Annotated in this window: 25 protein-coding genes; all 25 read left to right on the forward strand. The window is 68.7% G+C overall.

The annotated features are described in order from the left end of the window. Nucleotides 1-52 precede the first annotated feature (52 nt). Nucleotides 53-3,940 carry a DNA-directed RNA polymerase subunit beta' gene (locus AB0F68_RS16930; protein WP_357338642.1) on the forward strand — a complete coding sequence of 1,296 codons (3,888 nt, stop codon included), beginning with the start codon at nt 53-55 and terminating at the stop codon, nt 3,938-3,940. A gap of 69 nt (nt 3,941-4,009) precedes the next feature. Next, the gene (locus tag AB0F68_RS16935) at nt 4,010-4,378 is read left to right on the forward strand and encodes a hypothetical protein (protein WP_357338644.1); all 369 of its coding nucleotides are present in this window, start codon (nt 4,010-4,012) and stop codon (nt 4,376-4,378) included. A 548-nt stretch (nt 4,379-4,926) separates the two neighbouring features. Next, nucleotides 4,927-5,349, forward strand: a complete 423-nt coding sequence (locus tag AB0F68_RS16940) for a hypothetical protein (protein ID WP_357338979.1) — start codon at nt 4,927-4,929, stop codon at nt 5,347-5,349. 534 nt (nt 5,350-5,883) lie between these two features. Next, nucleotides 5,884-6,258, forward strand: coding sequence for a 30S ribosomal protein S12 (gene rpsL / locus AB0F68_RS16945; protein ID WP_007465318.1), 375 nt, complete (start codon nt 5,884-5,886; stop codon nt 6,256-6,258). 1 nt (nt 6,259) lies between these two features. Then, on the forward strand, nt 6,260-6,730 hold the full coding sequence (rpsG, locus tag AB0F68_RS16950) for a 30S ribosomal protein S7 (protein ID WP_088647009.1): 471 nt from the start codon (nt 6,260-6,262) through the stop codon (nt 6,728-6,730). Nucleotides 6,731-6,805: 75 nt separating this feature from the next. Then, nucleotides 6,806-8,902, forward strand: a complete 2,097-nt coding sequence (gene fusA / locus AB0F68_RS16955) for an elongation factor G (RefSeq protein ID WP_357338656.1) — start codon at nt 6,806-6,808, stop codon at nt 8,900-8,902. Nucleotides 8,903-9,126: 224 nt separating this feature from the next. Next, entirely contained in the window at nt 9,127-10,320 is a 1,194-nt protein-coding gene (gene tuf, locus AB0F68_RS16960) for an elongation factor Tu (protein ID WP_262283035.1), read from the forward strand. A gap of 353 nt (nt 10,321-10,673) precedes the next feature. Beyond that, nucleotides 10,674-10,982, forward strand: coding sequence for a 30S ribosomal protein S10 (rpsJ, locus tag AB0F68_RS16965; protein ID WP_007073037.1), 309 nt, complete (start codon nt 10,674-10,676; stop codon nt 10,980-10,982). A gap of 11 nt (nt 10,983-10,993) precedes the next feature. After that, nucleotides 10,994-11,659: a 50S ribosomal protein L3 gene (gene rplC, locus AB0F68_RS16970; RefSeq protein WP_357338663.1), complete on the forward strand. Its 666-nt coding sequence runs from the start codon at nt 10,994-10,996 to the stop codon at nt 11,657-11,659. Beyond that, nucleotides 11,656-12,306 carry a 50S ribosomal protein L4 gene (gene rplD, locus AB0F68_RS16975; protein ID WP_357338673.1) on the forward strand — a complete coding sequence of 217 codons (651 nt, stop codon included), beginning with the start codon at nt 11,656-11,658 and terminating at the stop codon, nt 12,304-12,306. Before rplC ends, rplD begins: the two co-directional genes overlap by 4 nt. Continuing rightward, nucleotides 12,303-12,605, forward strand: a complete 303-nt coding sequence (gene rplW, locus AB0F68_RS16980; RefSeq protein WP_091317975.1) for a 50S ribosomal protein L23 — start codon at nt 12,303-12,305, stop codon at nt 12,603-12,605. Before rplD ends, rplW begins: the two co-directional genes overlap by 4 nt. Before the next feature lie 12 nt (nt 12,606-12,617). Further along, on the forward strand, nt 12,618-13,457 hold the full coding sequence (gene rplB, locus AB0F68_RS16985) for a 50S ribosomal protein L2 (RefSeq protein WP_357338675.1): 840 nt from the start codon (nt 12,618-12,620) through the stop codon (nt 13,455-13,457). Between the two features lie 12 nt (nt 13,458-13,469). Then, on the forward strand, nt 13,470-13,751 hold the full coding sequence (gene rpsS, locus AB0F68_RS16990) for a 30S ribosomal protein S19 (protein WP_007073032.1): 282 nt from the start codon (nt 13,470-13,472) through the stop codon (nt 13,749-13,751). 40 nt (nt 13,752-13,791) lie between these two features. Continuing rightward, a complete protein-coding gene (gene rplV, locus AB0F68_RS16995; protein ID WP_357338679.1) occupies nt 13,792-14,265 on the forward strand; it encodes a 50S ribosomal protein L22 in 474 nt (157 codons plus the stop codon). Continuing rightward, entirely contained in the window at nt 14,265-15,134 is an 870-nt protein-coding gene (gene rpsC, locus AB0F68_RS17000) for a 30S ribosomal protein S3 (protein WP_107076466.1), read from the forward strand. Before rplV ends, rpsC begins: the two co-directional genes overlap by 1 nt. A gap of 3 nt (nt 15,135-15,137) precedes the next feature. Further along, nucleotides 15,138-15,563 carry a 50S ribosomal protein L16 gene (rplP, locus tag AB0F68_RS17005; RefSeq protein ID WP_073834927.1) on the forward strand — a complete coding sequence of 142 codons (426 nt, stop codon included), beginning with the start codon at nt 15,138-15,140 and terminating at the stop codon, nt 15,561-15,563. Beyond that, nucleotides 15,563-15,799, forward strand: coding sequence for a 50S ribosomal protein L29 (rpmC, locus tag AB0F68_RS17010; RefSeq protein ID WP_007073028.1), 237 nt, complete (start codon nt 15,563-15,565; stop codon nt 15,797-15,799). The genes rplP and rpmC overlap by 1 nt, the downstream gene beginning before the upstream one ends. Continuing rightward, nucleotides 15,796-16,077 (forward strand): 30S ribosomal protein S17, encoded by a 282-nt coding sequence (gene rpsQ / locus AB0F68_RS17015; RefSeq protein ID WP_357338687.1) that lies wholly within the window; start codon nt 15,796-15,798, stop codon nt 16,075-16,077. The genes rpmC and rpsQ overlap by 4 nt, the downstream gene beginning before the upstream one ends. Nucleotides 16,078-16,174: 97 nt before the next feature. Next, complete coding sequence (gene rplN, locus AB0F68_RS17020) at nt 16,175-16,543, forward strand: 50S ribosomal protein L14 (protein ID WP_007465279.1); 369 nt, start codon at nt 16,175-16,177, stop codon at nt 16,541-16,543. Beyond that, nucleotides 16,540-16,860, forward strand: coding sequence for a 50S ribosomal protein L24 (rplX, locus tag AB0F68_RS17025; protein ID WP_007465276.1), 321 nt, complete (start codon nt 16,540-16,542; stop codon nt 16,858-16,860). The genes rplN and rplX overlap by 4 nt, the downstream gene beginning before the upstream one ends. Continuing rightward, complete coding sequence (gene rplE / locus AB0F68_RS17030; RefSeq protein ID WP_091317981.1) at nt 16,860-17,429, forward strand: 50S ribosomal protein L5; 570 nt, start codon at nt 16,860-16,862, stop codon at nt 17,427-17,429. The genes rplX and rplE overlap by 1 nt, the downstream gene beginning before the upstream one ends. A gap of 1 nt (nt 17,430) precedes the next feature. After that, the gene (locus AB0F68_RS17035; RefSeq protein ID WP_007465272.1) at nt 17,431-17,616 is read left to right on the forward strand and encodes a type Z 30S ribosomal protein S14; all 186 of its coding nucleotides are present in this window, start codon (nt 17,431-17,433) and stop codon (nt 17,614-17,616) included. 96 nt (nt 17,617-17,712) lie between these two features. After that, nucleotides 17,713-18,120, forward strand: a complete 408-nt coding sequence (gene rpsH, locus AB0F68_RS17040) for a 30S ribosomal protein S8 (protein WP_013288624.1) — start codon at nt 17,713-17,715, stop codon at nt 18,118-18,120. Nucleotides 18,121-18,136: 16 nt separating this feature from the next. Then, nucleotides 18,137-18,679 carry a 50S ribosomal protein L6 gene (gene rplF / locus AB0F68_RS17045; RefSeq protein ID WP_357275522.1) on the forward strand — a complete coding sequence of 181 codons (543 nt, stop codon included), beginning with the start codon at nt 18,137-18,139 and terminating at the stop codon, nt 18,677-18,679. Then, nucleotides 18,676-19,065: a 50S ribosomal protein L18 gene (gene rplR, locus AB0F68_RS17050; protein WP_357338701.1), complete on the forward strand. Its 390-nt coding sequence runs from the start codon at nt 18,676-18,678 to the stop codon at nt 19,063-19,065. Before rplF ends, rplR begins: the two co-directional genes overlap by 4 nt. Nucleotides 19,066-19,072: the final 7 nt, after the last annotated feature.

Here is a 19,072-nt window from a genome sequence, read left to right on the forward strand (position 1 = left end):
TCCCGACCCCGCCCGTTAGCTAGGCAGTACAGACGACGACATAGGGGACATAGTGCTCGACGTCAACTTCTTCGACGAGCTGCGCATTGGTCTCGCCACCGCCGACGACATCCGTCAGTGGTCCCACGGCGAGGTCAAGAAGCCCGAGACCATCAACTACCGCACCCTGAAGCCGGAAAAGGACGGGCTCTTCTGCGAGAAGATCTTCGGTCCGCAGCGGGACTGGGAGTGCTACTGCGGTAAGTACAAGCGGGTCCGCTTCAAGGGCATCATCTGCGAGCGCTGCGGCGTCGAGGTGACCCGCTCCAAGGTTCGCCGGGAGCGGATGGGTCACATCGAGCTGGCCGCTCCGGTGACTCACATCTGGTACTTCAAGGGCGTGCCGAGCCGGCTGGGCTACCTGCTGGACCTCGCCCCGAAGGACCTCGAGAAGATCATCTACTTCGCCTCGTACGTCGTGACGAGCGTGGACGCCGAAGCGCGTCACCGTGACCTCTCGACCATCGAGAACGAGATCCTGGCCGAGAAGCGGCAGGCCGAGAACAGCCGCGACTCGGAGATCGAGAAGCGGGCCGCCAAGCTCGAGGCCGACCTGGCCGAGCTGGAGGCCGAGGGCGCGAAGGCGGACGTCCGGCGCAAGGTCAAGGAGGGCGGAGAGCGCGAGATGCGCCAGATCCGCGACCGGGCCCAGCGCGAGATCGACCGTCTCGACGAGGTCCTCGACACCTTCCGCAAGCTCGAGCCGAAGCAGCTGGTCACCGACGAGCTGCTCTACCGCGAGCTGCGCGACCGCTTCGGCGAGTACTTCACCGGCAGCATGGGCGCCGAGGCCATCAAGGCGCTGGTCCAGAACATGGACCTGGAGGCCGAGGCCGAGAGCCTGCGCGAGACCATCCGGTCCGGCAAGGGCCAGCGGAAGATCCGGGCGCTCAAGCGGCTCAAGGTCGTGGCGGCGTTCCAGAACACCCGCAACTCGCCGCTCGGCATGGTGCTGGACTGCGTCCCGGTCATCCCGCCGGACCTGCGTCCGATGGTGCAGCTGGACGGTGGCCGCTTCGCGACCTCCGACCTGAACGACCTGTACCGCCGCGTGATCAACCGGAACAACCGCCTCAAGCGGCTGATCGACCTCGGCGCGCCCGAGATCATCGTCAACAACGAGAAGCGGATGCTCCAGGAGGCCGTCGACGCGCTGTTCGACAACGGCCGTCGCGGCCGGCCGGTCACCGGTCCGGGTAACCGCCCGCTGAAGTCGCTCTCCGACATGCTCAAGGGCAAGCAGGGCCGGTTCCGCCAGAACCTGCTCGGCAAGCGCGTCGACTACTCCGGCCGTTCGGTCATCGTGGTCGGCCCGAAGCTCAAGCTGCACCAGTGCGGCCTGCCCAAGCAGATGGCGCTGGAGCTGTTCAAGCCGTTCGTGATGAAGCGGCTGGTGGACCTGAACCACGCGCAGAACATCAAGTCCGCCAAGCGGATGGTCGAGCGGCAGCGGCCGGTCGTGTGGGACGTGCTGGAAGAGGTCATCGGCGAGCACCCGGTTCTGCTGAACCGGGCGCCGACCCTGCACCGGCTGGGCATCCAGGCCTTCGAGCCGCAGCTGGTCGAGGGCAAGGCGATCCAGATCCACCCGCTGGTCTGCACCGCGTTCAACGCCGACTTCGACGGTGACCAGATGGCGGTCCACGTGCCGCTGTCCGCCGAGGCCCAGGCCGAGGCGCGGATCCTGATGCTGTCGTCGAACAACATCCTCAAGCCGGCCGACGGCAAGCCGGTCACCATGCCCACCCAGGACATGGTCATCGGCCTCTACCACCTCACCCACCTCACCCCCGGTGGGCAGGGCGAGGGCCGGGCGTTCAGCTCGGACGCCGAGGCGCGGATGGCCTTCGACAACCGTGAGCTGCACCTGCAGACCCCGGTCAAGATCCGCCTGCGGGGCATCGTCGGGGTCGACAACGGCGCCGGCGCGGAGCCGTGGGTCGCGCCCGAGGGCTGGGTCGAGGGCGAGCCGGTGACGGTGGAGACCACCCTGGGCCGGGTCCTGTTCAACGAGACGCTGCCGCAGGGCTACCGCTTCGTGAACTACGAGATCCGCAAGGGCCAGCTCTCCGCGATCGTCAACGACCTCGCCGAGCGCTTCCCGAAGGTGGCCCTGGCGGCCACCCTGGACGGGCTCAAGGAGGCCGGCTTCCACTGGGCCACCTGGTCCGGCGTCACCATCGGCATGGAGGACGTCATTGCTCCTCCGCGCAAGCGGGAGATCCTGGACAAGTACGAGAAGGAAGCCGACCGGATCGACAAGCAGTACCAGCGTGGTCTGATGACCGCCGAGGAGCGTCGCGGCGAGCTCATCGAGATCTGGACCAAGGCGACCAACGAGGTCGCCAAGGAGATGGACACCGCGCTGCCGCAGGAGAACCCGCTGTGGAAGATGATCAACTCGGGCGCCCGCGGTAACCTGCTCCAGCTCCGGCAGATCGCGGCGATCCGTGGTCTGGTGGCCAACCCGAAGGGTGAGATCATCCCGCGGCCGATCAAGGCCTCGTACCGGGAGGGTCTGTCCGTGCTGGAGTACTTCATCTCCACGCACGGCGCCCGGAAGGGTCTCGCGGACACCGCCCTGCGTACCGCCGACTCGGGTTACCTGACCCGGCGTCTGGTGGACGTCTCGCAGGACGTCATCATCCGCGAGGAGGACTGCGGCACCGACCGCGCCATCCCGATGCAGATCGGCGAGCGGCTCGACGGCAAGCTGGTCGTGCACGAGCACGCCGAGACCAGCGTGCACGCCCGTACCCTGGCCGACGACATCAAGGGGCCGGACGGCACCGTGGTGGCCCACCGGGGTCAGGACCTCAACTCGATCCTGGTCGACGCGATCGTCGCGGCCGGGGTGGAGACGGTGCGGGTGCGCAGCGTGCTCACCTGCGAGTCGAAGCTGGGCGTCTGCGGTGCGTGCTACGGCCGCTCGCTGCCGACCGGCAAGACCGTGGACGTCGGCGAGGCGGTCGGCATCATCGCCGCCCAGTCGATCGGTGAGCCGGGTACGCAGTTGACGATGCGTACCTTCCACACCGGTGGTGTCGCGGGTGAGGACATCACCCAGGGTCTGCCCCGTGTCCAGGAGATCTTCGAGGCCCGGGTCCCGAAGGGTAAGGCGCCCATCGCCGACACCCCGGGTCGGATCCGGATCGAGGACGGCGAGCGGTCCCGCAAGATCGTCGTCATCCCGGACGACGGCAGCGACGAGATCGTCTACGACAAGATCTCGAAGCGGGTCCGGCTCCGGGCGCACGACGGCGACCACGTCGAGGTCGGCGAGAAGCTCACCGAGGGCACCATCGACCCGCACGAGCTGCTGCGCATCCTCGGCCCGCGCGCGGTCCAGGTCCACCTGACCCAGGAGGTCCAGGAGGTCTACCGCTCGCAGGGTGTGCTCATCCACGACAAGCACATCGAGATCATCATCCGCCAGATGCTCAAGCGGGTGACGGTCATCGACTCCGGCTCGACCGAGTTCCTGCCGGGCGTGCTGGTCGACCGGGCGCTGTTCGAGTCGGAGAACCGCCGACTCGTCGGCGAGGGTGGCGAGCCCGCCGCCGGTCGCCCCGTGCTGATGGGTATCACCAAGGCCTCGCTGGCCACGGACTCCTGGCTCTCGGCGGCCTCCTTCCAGGAGACCACCCGGGTGCTGACCGACGCGGCGATCAACTCGCGCAGTGACTCGCTGGTCGGCCTCAAGGAGAACGTGATCATCGGTAAGCTCATCCCGGCCGGTACTGGCATCAGCAAGTACCGCAACGTCCGGGTCGAGCCGACCGAGGAGGCGAAGGCCAAGGTCTACTCGATGACCGGCTACCCGGAGACCGACTACGGCTTCGGGCCGGCCAGCGGCCAGGCGGTGCCGCTGGACGACTTCGACTTCGGGTCGTACCGCTAAGCAGTAGGAAACGATGAGGCCCCCGGCGACTGCCGGGGGCCTCGTCGCGTCTGCGGCATGATGGTGGGCATGACGACCGTGCCCGGGCAGGTGCCCGTCGCCCAGCAGGGGCAGCGCCACCCGCTCGACCCCGAGCCGGTCCGCTCGACCAAGGCCCGCGCGGTCTTCGCCCTCGGGCTGATCGGGGCGCTCACCGGGTTCTTCGTCGGCGGGGTGGTGCCCGCGACCATCGCGCTCACCCTCGCCCGGCAGGCCCGCCGCGAGGCGTACGTCTCGGGTGGCTTTCTGACCGGCGCCGGCTGGGTGCGCCGGGGCGAGCAGTTGGCGTGGACGGGCCTGCTGCTCGCGGCCGTGGCGATCGTGGCGGCCGTGGTGATCGGTGTGGTCCGGCTCGCCGGCGCTCCGATGGGGCACGACTTCGCCCCCAACGTCGACTGACCGGGCGGGGGAGGGTACCCGCGCCCGACCCCGCCGGCGGGACCCGCGGCGGTAGCCTGGCCGGTGTCCGCCGCGCGGTGGGCGAGCCATGCCGACAGGAGGACCCCGTGACGGAACCGGCCCCGCCGCCGGAAGGCGACCCGACCCGCCGCGGCACCGGGCCGGACGCCGGCGGGCCGCCGCCTGCCAGCCCCTGGGCCGGACCGGATGCCGCCGGATCGAGGCCGGAAGCCCGGTCCGCCGAGGGGTGGAGCGCGCCGCCGGAGGCCGCCCCCGGGGGGTACGCCTCGCCGCAGTCCGCGCCGCCCGGGTCCTGGCCGCCCGCCGGGCCCTATCCGCCCGCCCCGGCGGCGCCGCCCGGCGCGGCCCCGCACCACGTCGGGCACTCCGCTCCCGCGTCCCCCGGGTCACCGCACGGAGCGTCCGCCCCGGCTGGTTGGCCGGCGTCCGGGGCGTACCCCGGGCAGCAGTCGCCGCCCGGCGGTGGGTGGGCGGCGCCGGGGAGCGCGCCGGCCGGCGGTGGCTGGGGTTCCGTTTCCCCGGCGCCGGTGCCGCCGCCCCCGCGCGAGGCGGCCCGCCCGCCGAAGCGGGTCGACGCGGTCCCGGGCACGCCGTTCGGGGTGGTCCACCTGGACGTGCCGCCGGTGACCTCCGGGCTCGCCATCGGATCGCTGGTCACCGGGATCGCCTCGATCCTGGTCTCGCTGCTGGTCCTCTGCTTCGGCATCGCCGGGACCAACTACGGCGGGGCCTGGGCGGCCGGTGCGTTCACCGTGCTCGGGGCGATCGCCGGGGTCGCGGCGATCGTGGCCGGCCTGCTGGCGCGGCGGCAGATCCGGCGGCCGGCGCCGCCGCCGGCGGTCCGGTTCACCGGGCGCGGCCTGGCCGTGGCCGGTCTCAGCTGCGGGGGAGTGGGGCTGCTGGTCAGCCTGGGCGGGCTCGCGCTGGCCCTGGTGTTGCAGATCACGTGAGCCGGCCCGCTCGGACGGGCGGCGCGCTGACCAGCTACGACCGCTATGCCCGGATGTCCGGTGTGCAAACGGAACCGGGGCCGCCCGGCCCAGTGCTGGGGAAGCCGGTACACTTGTCACCGTAGGTGCCCATGACGGGCGGGCGGGCACGACGCGATCGGCCGGCGGACTGCGACGCGGTCCTCTCGGGCCGCTCCGTTTTGACCCGCGCGCGTGTGGTAGGTATTCTTTCCCCTTGTGCCCGGGCCAGCCCGGGCAATGCGTGCGTGCGCCGGAACCGGTCAGCCGGTGATCGCGCGCCGCACGACAGAGCCGCAAGACCTGGCGTCGGGAGTTCCCTGCGCCGGTGACAAAAACCCTGGTACGACGCGCGAGCGACGCGCCGGGGACCGTGACTCGGGCGACACGCCCGACCGCGGGTGCTGGGACCCCCGTCAGGTGGCCCTGGTTGCAATGTAGGAGAGCCGTCCATCAGGCCGGCTAGAGCAGACGGCGCGGTCGCCTCGCAGCGGCCGAAGGGAGCGGAGAAACCCGGTGCCCACCATTCAGCAGCTGGTCCGAAAGGGCCGTCAGGCCAAGACGACCAAGACCAAGACCCCGGCGCTCAAGGGGTCTCCCCAGCGGCGCGGCGTGTGCACCCGCGTGTACACCACCACCCCCAAGAAGCCGAACTCGGCGCTGCGCAAGGTCGCTCGTGTCAAGCTCAGCAGCCAGATCGAGGTGACCGCCTACATCCCGGGCGTCGGCCACAACCTGCAGGAGCACTCGATCGTGCTCGTCCGCGGCGGCCGTGTGAAGGACCTCCCCGGCGTGCGGTACAAGATCGTTCGCGGCTCGCTGGACACCCAGGGTGTCCGCAACCGCAAGCAGGCTCGCAGCCGTTACGGCGCGAAGAAGGAGAAGAGCTGACATGCCGCGTAAGGGACCCGCTCCGCGGAAGCCGCTGGTCGCTGACCCGGTGTACAACTCGCCGCTGGTCACCCAGCTGGTGAACAAGATCCTGATGCGCGGCAAGCGTCAGCTCGCCGAGCGCATCGTCTACGCCGCCCTGGAGGGGTGCCGCGAGAAGAGCGGCACCGACCCGGTCGTCACGCTCAAGCGCGCGATGGACAACGTCAAGCCCACCCTGGAGGTGCGCAGCCGCCGGGTCGGTGGCGCCACCTACCAGGTGCCGGTCGAGGTCCGCCCGGCCCGCGCGACCACCCTCGGCCTGCGCTGGCTGGTGACGTACTCCAAGGCCCGTCGTGAGAAGACCATGGTCGAGCGGCTGATGAACGAGCTGCTGGACGCGAGCAACGGCCTCGGTGCCGCCGTCAAGCGGCGCGAGGACACGCACAAGATGGCCGAGTCCAACAAGGCCTTCGCGCACTACCGCTGGTAACACCCTGGTTCCGGCGCCCACGAGGCGCCGGAACCGCCACCAGTTGTGTCTAGACGACGATAAGTAGGGATAGAAGTGGCCGCCGCAGACGCGCTCGCCAACGTACGCAACATCGGCATCATGGCGCACATCGATGCCGGTAAGACCACGACCACCGAGCGGATCCTGTTCTACACCGGTATCACGTACAAGATCGGTGAGGTCCACGAGGGCGCTGCCGTCATGGACTGGATGGAGCAGGAGCAGGAGCGTGGCATCACCATCACCTCCGCTGCTACCAAGTGTGAGTGGAAGGGCCACACGATCCAGATCATCGACACGCCCGGTCACGTCGACTTCACGGTCGAGGTCGAGCGGTCGCTGCGGGTGCTGGACGGTGCGGTCGCGGTCTACGACGGTGTCGCCGGCGTGGAGCCGCAGACGGAGAACGTCTGGCGGCAGGCCGACAAGTACCACGTCCCGCGGATGTGCTTCGTCAACAAGCTCGACCGGACCGGCGCCGACTTCTTCCGCTGCGTGCAGATGATGATCGACCGGCTCAACGCCACCCCGCTGGTGCTCCAGATCCCGATCGGGCTCGAGGGCGACCACATCGGCGTCGTCGACCTGATCAACATGCGCGCGCTCACCTGGCGCGGGGAGACCCAGAAGGGTGAGGACTACGCGATCGAGGAGATCCCGGCCGACCTGGCCGACTCCGCGGCCGAGTGGCGCGAGAAGCTGATGGAGACCCTGGCCGACGTCGACGACTCGGTGATGGAGAAGTACCTGGAGGGCGACGAGATCTCCGTCGAGGAGATCAAGGCCGCCATCCGGCGCGCCACCATCGCCAGCAAGGCCAACCCGGTGCTCTGCGGCTCGGCGTTCAAGAACAAGGGCGTGCAGCCCATGCTCGACGCCGTGGTCGACTTCCTGCCGTCGCCGCTGGACGTCCCGGCCATCGAGGGCACCGCGACCGACGGCGAGACCCCGCTGCAGCGGAAGCCGTCGACCTCCGAGCCCTTCTCCGGCCTGGCTTTCAAGATCCAGACCGACAAGCACCTCGGCAAGCTCACCTACGTCCGGGTCTACTCCGGCGTGGTCGAGTCCGGGTCCCAGGTGGTCAACTCCACCAAGGACCGCAAGGAGCGGATCGGCAAGATCTACCAGATGCACGCCAACAAGCGGGAGGAGCGCGGCTCCGCCAAGGCTGGCGACATCATCGCGGTCCAGGGTCTGAAGCAGACCACCACCGGTGACACCCTGTGCGACCCGGCGAACCCGGTCATCCTCGAGTCGATGACCTTCCCGGAGCCGGTCATCGAGGTGGCCATCGAGCCGAAGACCAAGGCCGACCAGGAGAAGCTCAGCACCGCCATCCAGCGGCTGGCCGAGGAGGACCCGACCTTCCGCGTCAAGCTGGACGAGGAGACCGGCCAGACGGTCATCTCCGGCATGGGCGAGCTGCACCTGGACATCCTGGTGGACCGGATGCGCCGCGAGTTCAACGTCGAGGCGAACATCGGTAAGCCGCAGGTGGCGTACCGCGAGACGATCCGCCGCAAGGTGGAGAAGATCGAGTACACCCACAAGAAGCAGACCGGTGGTTCCGGCCAGTACGCCCGGGTGATCGTGAGCCTGGAGCCGCTGCCGCTGGACAACGACTCGCCGACCTACGAGTTCGCGAACGCCGTCACCGGTGGCCGCATCCCCCGGGAGTTCATCCCGTCGGTGGACGCGGGCGCCCAGGACGCCATGCAGTACGGCATTCTCGCCGGCTTCCCGCTGGTGGGTGTCAAGCTGACGCTGCTGGACGGCCAGTACCACGAGGTCGACTCGTCGGAAATGGCGTTCAAGATCGCCGGCTCGATGGTGATGAAGGAGGCGGCCCGCAAGGCCGACCCCGCACTGCTCGAGCCGATGATGGCCGTTGAGGTCACCACCCCTGAGGAGAACATGGGTGACGTCATCGGCGACCTCAACTCCCGGCGGGGCATCATCCAGGCGATGGAGGAGCGCAGCGGCGCCCGCATCGTCCGGGCCCTGGTGCCGTTGTCGGAGATGTTCGGCTACGTCGGCGACCTGCGGTCGAAGACCCAGGGCCGGGCTAGCTACAGCATGCAGTTCGACTCCTACGCCGAGGTTCCGCAGAGCGTGGCGAAGGAGATCATCGCCAAGGCGACGGGTGAGTGACGCTCACCTGAGCTGACCCGATGATCCGGGGACGGTCGCGGGAGGGATCTCCCGCCCGCGACCACCTCGGTCGGGTTGTGTGAATTCCGGGCCTGTAGGCTTCATCGCCGCAGAACCCACCAAGGCTCTCCGGCCACCAGGTCGGAAAGGCTGTCGACAGAGTCCTAAGCGCCGACCCGGCGCACCGGGGCGAACGAACCAAGAAAGTCCACAGGAGGACACCAGTGGCGAAGGCGAAGTTCGAGCGGACTAAGCCGCACGTCAACATCGGCACCATTGGTCACATCGACCACGGTAAGACGACGCTGACGGCGGCCATCACCAAGGTCCTGCACGACCAGTTCCCGGACCTCAACCCGTACACGCCGTTCGACGAGATCGACAAGGCGCCGGAGGAGAAGGCCCGCGGCATCACGATCTCCATCGCGCACGTCGAGTACCAGACCGAGGCGCGTCACTACGCGCACGTCGACTGCCCCGGTCACGCCGACTACATCAAGAACATGATCACCGGTGCCGCCCAGATGGACGGCGCGATCCTGGTGGTGGCGGCGACCGACGGCCCGATGCCGCAGACCCGCGAGCACGTGCTGCTGGCCCGTCAGGTCGGTGTGCCGTACATCGTCGTGGCGCTCAACAAGAGCGACATGGTCGACGACGAGGAGCTCCTGGAGCTCGTCGAGCTCGAGGTCCGCGAGCTGCTCTCGTCGCAGGAGTACCCGGGTGACGACCTGCCGGTCGTGCGGGTCTCGGCGCTGAAGGCCCTCGAGGGTGACCCCGAGTGGACCGGCAAGCTCATGGACCTCATGAACGCTGTCGACACCGCGATCCCGCAGCCGGAGCGCGAGACCGAGAAGCCGTTCCTGATGCCGATCGAGGACGTGTTCACGATCACCGGTCGTGGCACCGTCGTCACCGGTCGCGCGGAGCGCGGCATCCTCAAGCCGAACGAGGAGGTGGAGATCGTCGGTATCCGCGAGAAGTCGCAGAAGACGGTCTGCACCGGCATCGAGATGTTCCGCAAGCTGCTCGACGAGGCCCGGGCCGGCGAGAACGTCGGTCTGCTCCTCCGCGGCATCAAGCGCGAGGACGTCGAGCGCGGCATGGTCGTCATCAAGCCGGGCACCACGACCCCGCACACGGAGTTCGAGGCGACGGTCTACATCCTCTCCAAGGAGGAGGGCGGCCGGCACACCCCGTTCTTCCAGAACTACCGTCCGCAGTTCTACTTCCGGACCACGGACGTTACCGGCGTCGTCACGCTGCCCGAGGGCACCGAGATGGTCATGCCGGGCGACAACACCACGATGTCCGTGAAGCTGATCCAGCCCATCGCGATGGAGGAGAACCTCAAGTTCGCGATCCGGGAGGGTGGCCGTACGGTCGGCGCTGGTCGCGTCACCAAGATCGTCAAGTGAGCTGGGTAACCCCGATTAGCGTTGCCGCCGGTCGTGCGGCATACTAGTCAGGTTGCGTAACGACGGTCGGTCGCCCGCGTCCGGTTAACGCTGGACCTCCGGGTGTCAGACAGTCTCGCGTGGGGTGGTTGATCGCCCATGGTGATCAACCACCCTCGCGCGGCGTCCAGGTCGCGGTCACCGCGATCGGCGCCATGACCCACCGCGTGGTCGGAAATCGCTCCGGAGTCCCGGGGCGGAGCCTGGCCCATGGGCGCGACACGCCCGACCGCGGGGGTCGGCGAAGTGGGCCTGTACCAGCCGGTACAGGCGCCCGCAACACAGCGGCATCGAGAGAAGGAACAGAAGCCACCATGGCGGGACAGAAGATCCGCATCCGGCTCAAGGCCTATGACCACGAGGTCGTCGACTCCTCGGCTCGGAAGATCGTCGAGACGGTGACGCGTACCGGGGCGCAGGTCGCTGGCCCGGTGCCGCTGCCCACGGAGATCAACCGTTTCTGCGTCATCCGCTCGCCGCACAAGTACAAGGACTCGCGCGAGCACTTCGAGATGCGCACGCACAAGCGTCTGATCGACATCATCGACCCGACCCCGAAGACGGTCGACTCGCTCATGCGCCTCGACCTGCCGGCTGGCGTCGACATCGAGATCAAGCTGTAGGGACCGGACAAATGGACAGGCAAGTCAAGGGGATCCTGGGCGCAAAGCTCGGCATGACCCAGGTCTGGGACAACAACCGCGTTGTTCCCGTGACCGTGGTTCAGGCCGGCCCGTGCGTCGTGAGCCAGGTTCGTAGCGCCGACAAGGACGGTTACTCCGCGGTCCAGCTGGCGTACGGGGCCATCGACCCGCGCAAGGTCAAGAAGCCGATCGCCGGGCACTACGCCAAGGCGGACGTCGCGCCGCGCCGGCACATCGTCGAGCTGCGCACCGCGGACGCCGCGGACTACTCGCCGGGCCAGGAGGTCACGGTCGAGGAGTTCCCCGCCGGTGTGGCCATCGACGTCACCGGCAAGACCAAGGGCAAGGGCTACGCCGGCCCGATGAAGCGGCACGGCTTCCACGGCCTGCGCGCCAGCCACGGTGTCGAGCGCAAGCACCGCTCGCCCGGCTCGATCGGCGCCTGCGCGACCCCGGGTCGCGTCTTCAAGGGCACCCGGATGGCGGGTCGGATGGGTGGCGTGCGCTACACCGTCCAGAACCTGACCGTCCAGGCGGTCGACACTGAGAACAACCTCCTGCTCGTCCGTGGCGCCATCCCGGGCCCCAAGGGCGCGCTGGTCCTGGTCCGCACGGCGGCCAAGACCAAGGTGAAGAAGGGCGGTGCGGCCAAGTGACCACCGTTGAGGTCCTCAACGTCGAAGGCAACAAGGCCGGCTCCGTCGAGCTGCCCGCCGACATCTTCGACGCCCAGGCCAACATCCCGCTGATGCACCAGGTCGTGGTGGCTCAGCTGGCGGCGGCCCGGCAGGGCACGCACAAGGTCAAGACTCGCGGCGAGGTCTCCGGTGGAGGCAAGAAGCCGTACAAGCAGAAGGGCACCGGTCGTGCCCGCCAGGGCTCGATCCGCGCGCCGCAGTTCGCCGGCGGTGGCGTGGTCCACGGCCCGGTGCCGCGCGACTACAGCCAGCGGACCCCGAAGAAGATGAAGGCCGCCGCCCTGCGTGGCGCCCTCTCCGACCGGGCCCGCGCCGGCCAGGTGCACGTCGTCGAGGCGTTCGTCTCTGGCGAGAAGCCGTCGACCAAGGCCGCCCTGGCCACGCTGGCGAAGCTGACCGAGGCCCGTCGGGTCCTGGTCGTGCTGAGCAGCACCGACGAGCTGAACTGGGTGTCGCTGCGCAACGAGCCGCGGGTGCACCTGATCGAGGCCGGCCAGCTCAACACGTACGACGTGCTGGTGGCCGACGACGTGGTCTTCACGAAGGAGGCCCTGGACGAGTTCCTGGGCGTTCCCGCCGAGACCACCGAGGAGGGTGGCAAGTGAGCACGATCGCCGATCCGCGCGACATCATCGTCGCCCCGGTCGTCTCGGAGAAGAGCTACAGCGAGCTGAACCGGAACTGGTACACCTTCCTGGTGCACCCGGACGCGAACAAGACCGAGATCAAGATCGCTATCCAGCAGATCTTCAACGTCCGCGTCCTGACGGTCAACACGCTCAACCGCGAGGGCAAGCGCAAGCGCACCAAGACCGGGTTCGGTCAGCGCAAGTCGACCAAGCGGGCGATCGTGAAGCTGGCTGACGGTGACCGTATCGAGGCCTTCGGCGGCCCGGTCAGCTGAGGGGTGTAGACAATGGCTATCCGTAAGTACAAGCCGACGACGCCGGGCCGACGTGGCTCGAGTGTCGCCGACTTCGCTGAGATCACCCGGTCGACGCCCGAGAAGTCGCTGCTGGCTCCGCTGCCGAAGAAGGGCGGACGCAACGCCCACGGCCGGATCACCACGCGGCACCACGGTGGCGGCCACAAGCGGCAGTACCGTCTGATCGACTTCAAGCGGGTCGACAAGGACGGCGTGCCGGCGAAGGTCGCGCACATCGAGTACGACCCGAACCGCACCGCGCGCATCGCGCTGCTGCACTACGCCGACGGCGAGAAGCGCTACATCATCGCGCCGAAGGACCTGAAGCAGGGCGACCGGGTGGAGTCGGGGCCGAGCGCCGACATCAAGCCGGGCAACAACCTGCCGCTGCGCAACATCCCGGTCGGTACCACCATCCACAACGTGGAGCTGCGTTCGGGCGGCGGCGCCAAGCTGGCCCGCTCGGCCGGCGTCGGCATCCAGCTGCTCGGCCGTGAGGGCGCGTACGCGACCCTCCGCATGCCGTCCGGCGAGATCCGGCGTGTCGACGTGCGCTGCCGCGCCAGCATCGGCGAGATCGGCAACGCCGACCAGTCGAACATCAACTGGGGTAAGGCCGGCCGCATGCGGTGGAAGGGCAAGCGCCCGACCGTCCGTGGTGTCGCCATGAACCCGGTCGACCACCCGCACGGTGGTGGTGAGGGTAAGACCTCCGGTGGTCGCCACCCGGTCAACCCGCAGGGTAAGCCCGAGGGCCGCACCCGTCGTAAGGGCCAGCCGAGCGACCGGCTGATCGTCCGCCGCCGCTACGCCACGCGTAAGCGCGGCTGAGGGAGATAAGACATGCCTCGCAGCCTGAAGAAGGGCCCGTTCGTCGACGACCACCTGCTCAAGAAGGTGGAGACGCAGAACGACAAGGGCTCGAAGAACGTCATCAAGACCTGGTCGCGGCGCTCGACGATCATCCCGGAGATGCTGGGTCACACGATCGCCGTGCACGACGGACGCAAGCACGTCCCGGTCTTCGTGACCGAGGCCATGGTCGGGCACAAGCTCGGCGAGTTCGCGCTGACCCGCACGTTCAAGGGTCACGAGAAGGACGACCGGAAGAGCCGCCGGCGCTGACGCCGCGGGCATACGGATAGAGGAACAAGGGGTTACAGCGATGCCAGGAAAGGGCGACGCTCCGGTGCTTCCGGGCGCGCGGGCGGTTGCGCGGCACGTGCGCATCTCGCCGATGAAGGCGCGCCGGGTGGTCAACCTCGTCCGCGGCCTGCCCGCGAAGGAGGCGCTCACGGTGCTGCAGTTCGCGCCGCAGGCTGCGAGCGAGCAGGTGTACAAGGTGCTCGCGAGCGCGATCGCCAACGCGGAGAACAACGAGCGGCTGGACCCCGACGCGCTGCTCGTCAGCGAGGCGTTCGTCGACGAGGGCCCGACGATGAAGCGGTTCCGGCCGCGGGCGCAGGGCCGGGCGTACCGGATCCGCAAGCGCACCTGCCACATCACCGTGGCGGTCGAGGCGGTTGCGCCGGCCGCGCCGAAGAAGTCGGCGAAGAAGGCCGAGCCGGCGAAGAAGGCCGCGCCGGCCAACCAGGCCGAGACGGCTGAGGGGCAGAGCACGACGGAGGGTGCCGAGTAATGGGTCAGAAGGTTCACCCGACCGGGTTCCGGCTCGGCATCTCGACCGACTGGAAGTCCCGCTGGTTCGCGGACAAGCTCTACAAGGACTACATCGGCGAGGATGTCAAGATCCGCCGGATGATGTCCAAGGGCCTCGAGCGCGCCGGCATCTCCAAGGTCGACATCGAGCGCACCCGGGACCGGGTCCGCGTCGACATCCACACCGCCCGGCCGGGCATCGTCATCGGCCGTAAGGGTGCGGAGGCCGACCGGATCCGCGGCGAGCTGGAGAAGCTCACCGGCAAGCAGGTTCAGCTGAACATCATCGAGGTGAAGAGCCCCGAGTCGGACGCGCAGCTGGTCGCCCAGGGCGTCGCCGAGCAGCTGTCCAGCCGGGTCAGCTTCCGTCGGGCCATGCGCAAGGCGATGCAGTCCGCGATGAAGAACCCGGTCTGCAAGGGCATCCGGGTTCAGGTCTCGGGCCGCCTCGGCGGCGCCGAGATGAGCCGGACCGAGTTCTACCGCGAGGGCCGGGTCCCGCTGCACACGCTGCGGGCCAACATCGAGTACGGCTTCTTCGAGGCTCGTACCACCTTCGGCCGGATCGGCGTGAAGGTCTGGATCTACAAGGGCGACGCCGTCCCGGGCCGGGAGGCTCCGGCCGAGGCCGGTCCGTCCCGCCCGCGCCGTGACCGCGGCGACCGCCCCGAGCGGCCGCGCCGTGGCCGGTCGGGTTCGTCGGGCACGACCGCCGGTGGCACCGAGGCCGGCCGGGCTGCCGCGACCACCATCGCGCAGCAGGCCGAGACGCCGAGCGGCGAGCCGGTTGACGCCGGCGCCGTCGCCGCGGCCGCCACTCAGCCGGCAGAAACGCAGCAGGAGGGCTGACAGATGCTGATGCCGCGCAAGCCCCCGAAGGGCTTCCGCAAGCCGCACCACCCGGACCGCCACGGCGCGTCCAAGGGTGGTAACCGGGTGGTGTTCGGCGAGTTCGGGATCCAGGCTCTCGAGCCGGCGTACGTGACCAACCGCCAGATCGAGTCGGCGCGTATCGCGATGACCCGTCACATCAAGCGTGGCGGCAAGGTCTGGATCACGATCTTCCCGGACCAGGCCCTCACCAAGAAGCCGGCGGAAACCCGGATGGGTTCCGGTAAGGGTTCGCCCGAGTGGTGGGTCGCCAACGTCAAGCCGGGGCGGGTTCTCTTCGAGATGTCCTTCCCCAACGAGCAGATCGCGCGAGAGGCGATGCGTCGCGCGATCCACAAGCTCCCGATGAAGTGCCGCATTGTTACGCGCGAAGTGGGTGAATCCTGATGGCAGCGGGCGTCAAGGCCTCCGAGCTGCGTGAGCTCTCCGAGGAGGAGCTGGTCACGAAGCTGCGCGAGGCGAAGGCGGAGCTGTTCAACCTCCGCGTGCAGGCCGCAACCGGGCAGCTGGACAACAACCGGCGGCTGCAGGTCATCCGTCGGGAGATCGCCCGGATCTACACGATCATGCGTGAGCGTGAGCTGGGTCTCTCGGCCGCGCCGACTGAGGTGACTGCATCATGAGTGAGAACACCACCACCACCGCCGCCGCGCGGGCCCGCCGCAAGGTGCGTGAGGGCCTCGTGGTCAGCGACAAGATGGACAAGACCGTCGTGGTCGAGGTCGAGGACCGGGTCAAGCACGCGCTGTACGGCAAGATCATGCGCCGGACCAGCAAGCTGAAGGTCCACGACGAGCAGAACTCGGCCGGCATCGGCGACCGGGTCCTGATCATGGAGACCCGGCCGCTTTCCGCCACCAAGCGGTGGCGGCTCGTGGAGATCCTCGAGAAGGCCAAGTAGCGAAGGCTCGAGCTCGGCCGGGTTCGGTCGGGCGCAGGTTCCGCCAGGCTCCGGCCGCCCCCGGCGGCCGGAGAACCGGCAGACATAGGAGATAGACGTGATTCAGCAGGAGTCGCGACTGCGCGTCGCCGACAACACGGGTGCACGGGAGATCCTGTGCATCCGGGTTCTCGGTGGCTCCGGTCGGCGCTACGCGAGCATCGGCGACGTCATCGTGGCCACGGTCAAGGACGCGATCCCCGGTGCCGGTGTGAAGAAGGGCGACGTCGTCAAGGCCGTCGTCGTTCGCACCGCCAAGGAGAGGCGGCGGCCGGACGGCTCGTACATCCGCTTCGACGAGAACGCCGCCGTCATCATCAAGGACGGTGGGGACCCGCGCGGTACCCGCATCTTCGGCCCGGTGGGCCGCGAGCTGCGGGACAAGCGGTTCATGAAGATCATCTCTCTCGCGCCGGAGGTGTTGTGACCGTGAAGGTCAAGAAGGGCGACACGGTCGTCGTCATCGCCGGCAAGGACAAGGGTGCCAAGGGTAAGGTCATCGCGGCCTACCCGCGGCAGGACAAGGTCCTGGTCGAGGGCGTGAACCGGGTCAAGAAGCACACCCGCATCAGCACCACCCAGCGTGGCGCCAAGACCGGTGGCATCGTCACCCAGGAGGCCCCGATCCACGTCTCGAACGTGCAGGTCCTGGACTCCGACGGCAAGCCGACCCGGGTCGGTTACCGGATCGACGACAACGGCCAGAAGGTCCGCATCGCGCGTAGCACCGGTAAGGACCTCTGATGACCACGGCTACCGAAACCAAGACCCTGCCGCGCCTCAAGGAGCGGTACCGCAACGAGGTCGTGGCGAAGCTGCAGGAGCAGTACAGCTACGGCAACCCCATGCAGGTGCCCGGGCTCGTCAAGATCGTCGTCAACATGGGCGTCGGCGAGGCCGCTCGGGACGCCAAGCTGATCGACGGCGCCGTCCGCGACCTGGCCACGATCACCGGCCAGAAGCCGCTGGTGCGGCGGGCGACCAAGTCCATCGCGCAGTTCAAGCTCCGCGAGGGCATGCCGATCGGCGCGAAGGTCACCCTGCGCGGCGACCGGATGTGGGAGTTCCTGGACCGGCTGCTCTCCATCGCGCTGCCGCGTATCCGTGACTTCCGCGGCCTGGACGGGCGCAAGCTCGACGGCCACGGCAACTACACGTTCGGTCTGACCGAGCAGTCGGTGTTCCACGAGATCGACCAGGACAAGATCGATCGCCAGCGGGGCATGGACATCACGGTGGTCACGACCGCCACGACCGACGACGAGGGCCGGGCGCTGCTCAAGCTCCTGGGCTTCCCGTTCAAGGAGAACTGAGATGGCCAAGAAGGCGCTGATCATCAAGGCGGCCGCGAAGCCGAAGTTCTCGGTTCGCGCGTACACCCGCTGCCAGCGGTGCGGGCGTCCGAAGGCGGTCTACCGCAAGTTCGGTCTCTGCCGGGTGTGCATCCGGGAGATGGCCCACCGCGGTGAGCTGCCCGGCGTGTCCAAGGCTTCCTGGTAATAGCCCGGCGCGCTTCGCGCGTCAGCTGAACTGTCTCTTCGCCGTAGGCCCCGGGCCTGGCCCGGGGAACCCCGGCGAGAAAGGTTGACGAATTTCATGACGATGACCGACCCGATCGCAGACATGCTCACGCGTCTGCGTAACGCCAACCAGGCGTACCACGACCGGGTGACGATGCCCTACTCGAAGATCAAGGCGAACATCGCCGAGGTCCTCAAGGCCGAGGGTTACATCGCCACCTGGTCGGTCGAGGAGCCCGAGGAGGGCGCCGTCGGCAAGCGACTGGTCGTCGAGCTGAAGTACGGCCAGAACCGGGAGCGGAGCCTGGCCGGCATCAAGCGTGTGTCCAAGCCCGGTCTCCGGGTGTACGCCAAGTCGGACGGGCTCCCGCGGGTGCTCGGCGGGCTGGGCGTGGCGATCATTTCGACGTCCCAGGGGCTGCTCACCGACCGGCAGGCCCGCAAGCGGAGCGTTGGCGGGGAAGTCCTCGCCTTCGTCTGGTAACGGGAGACAGGTAGAAATGTCGCGTATTGGACGTAAGTCGATCCCGGTGCCAGCCGGCGTCGACATCACCATCGAGGGCCAGACCGTCAAGGTCAAGGGCCCCAAGGGCGAGCTGAGCCACGTACTGGCCGAGCCGATCACGGCGGAGCGGGGCGAGGACGGCGCGCTGCACGTCAACCGGCCCAACGACGAGCGCAAGGCCAAGGAGCTGCACGGCCTGAGCCGTACGCTGGTGGCCAACATGATCGTCGGCGTGACCGAGGGCTACCGCAAGAGCCTCGAGATCGCCGGTACCGGTTACCGCGTGACCGCCAAGGGCAAGGACCTCGAGTTCGCGCTCGGGTTCTCGCACCCGGTGCTGGTCCCGGCCCCGGAGGGCATCACCTTCACGGTGGAGCGGCCGACGCTGTTCCACGTGGCCGGCATCGACAAGCAGCAGGTCGGCGAGGTCGCCGCCAACATCCGGAAGATCCGCCCGCCGGAGCCCTACAAGGGCAAGGGCGTGAAGTACCAGGGCGAGGTCATCCGCCGCAAGGCTGGAAAGGCAGGTAAGAAGTGAGCGCCACGCTGCTCAAGCGCCGCCGCGGCGTCGCCGCCAAGCGGGCCGTCGGGCGTGCGCGCCGGCACTTCCGGGTCCGCAAGAACGTCAGCGGCACCACCGAGCGTCCCCGCCTGGTCGTCACCCGGTCCCTGCGGCACATCGTCGCCCAGATCGTCGACGACACCAAGGGTCACACCCTGGTGTCGGCCTCGACCATGGACGCCGCGCTGCGCGGCGCCGAGGGCGACAAGAGCGCCCTGGCCGGCAAGGTCGGCGCTCTGCTCGCCGAGCGGGCCAAGGCCGCCGGCGTCTCGAAGGTCGTCTTCGACCGCGGTGGCAACCGGTACGCGGGGCGAGTCGCCGCGCTTGCCGCTGCCGCCCGCGAAGCCGGGCTCGAGTTCTAGAAACCCC

The sequence above is a fragment of the Micromonospora sp. NPDC023966 genome (genome assembly GCF_040639095.1).
Classification (GTDB): domain Bacteria; phylum Actinomycetota; class Actinomycetes; order Mycobacteriales; family Micromonosporaceae; genus Micromonospora.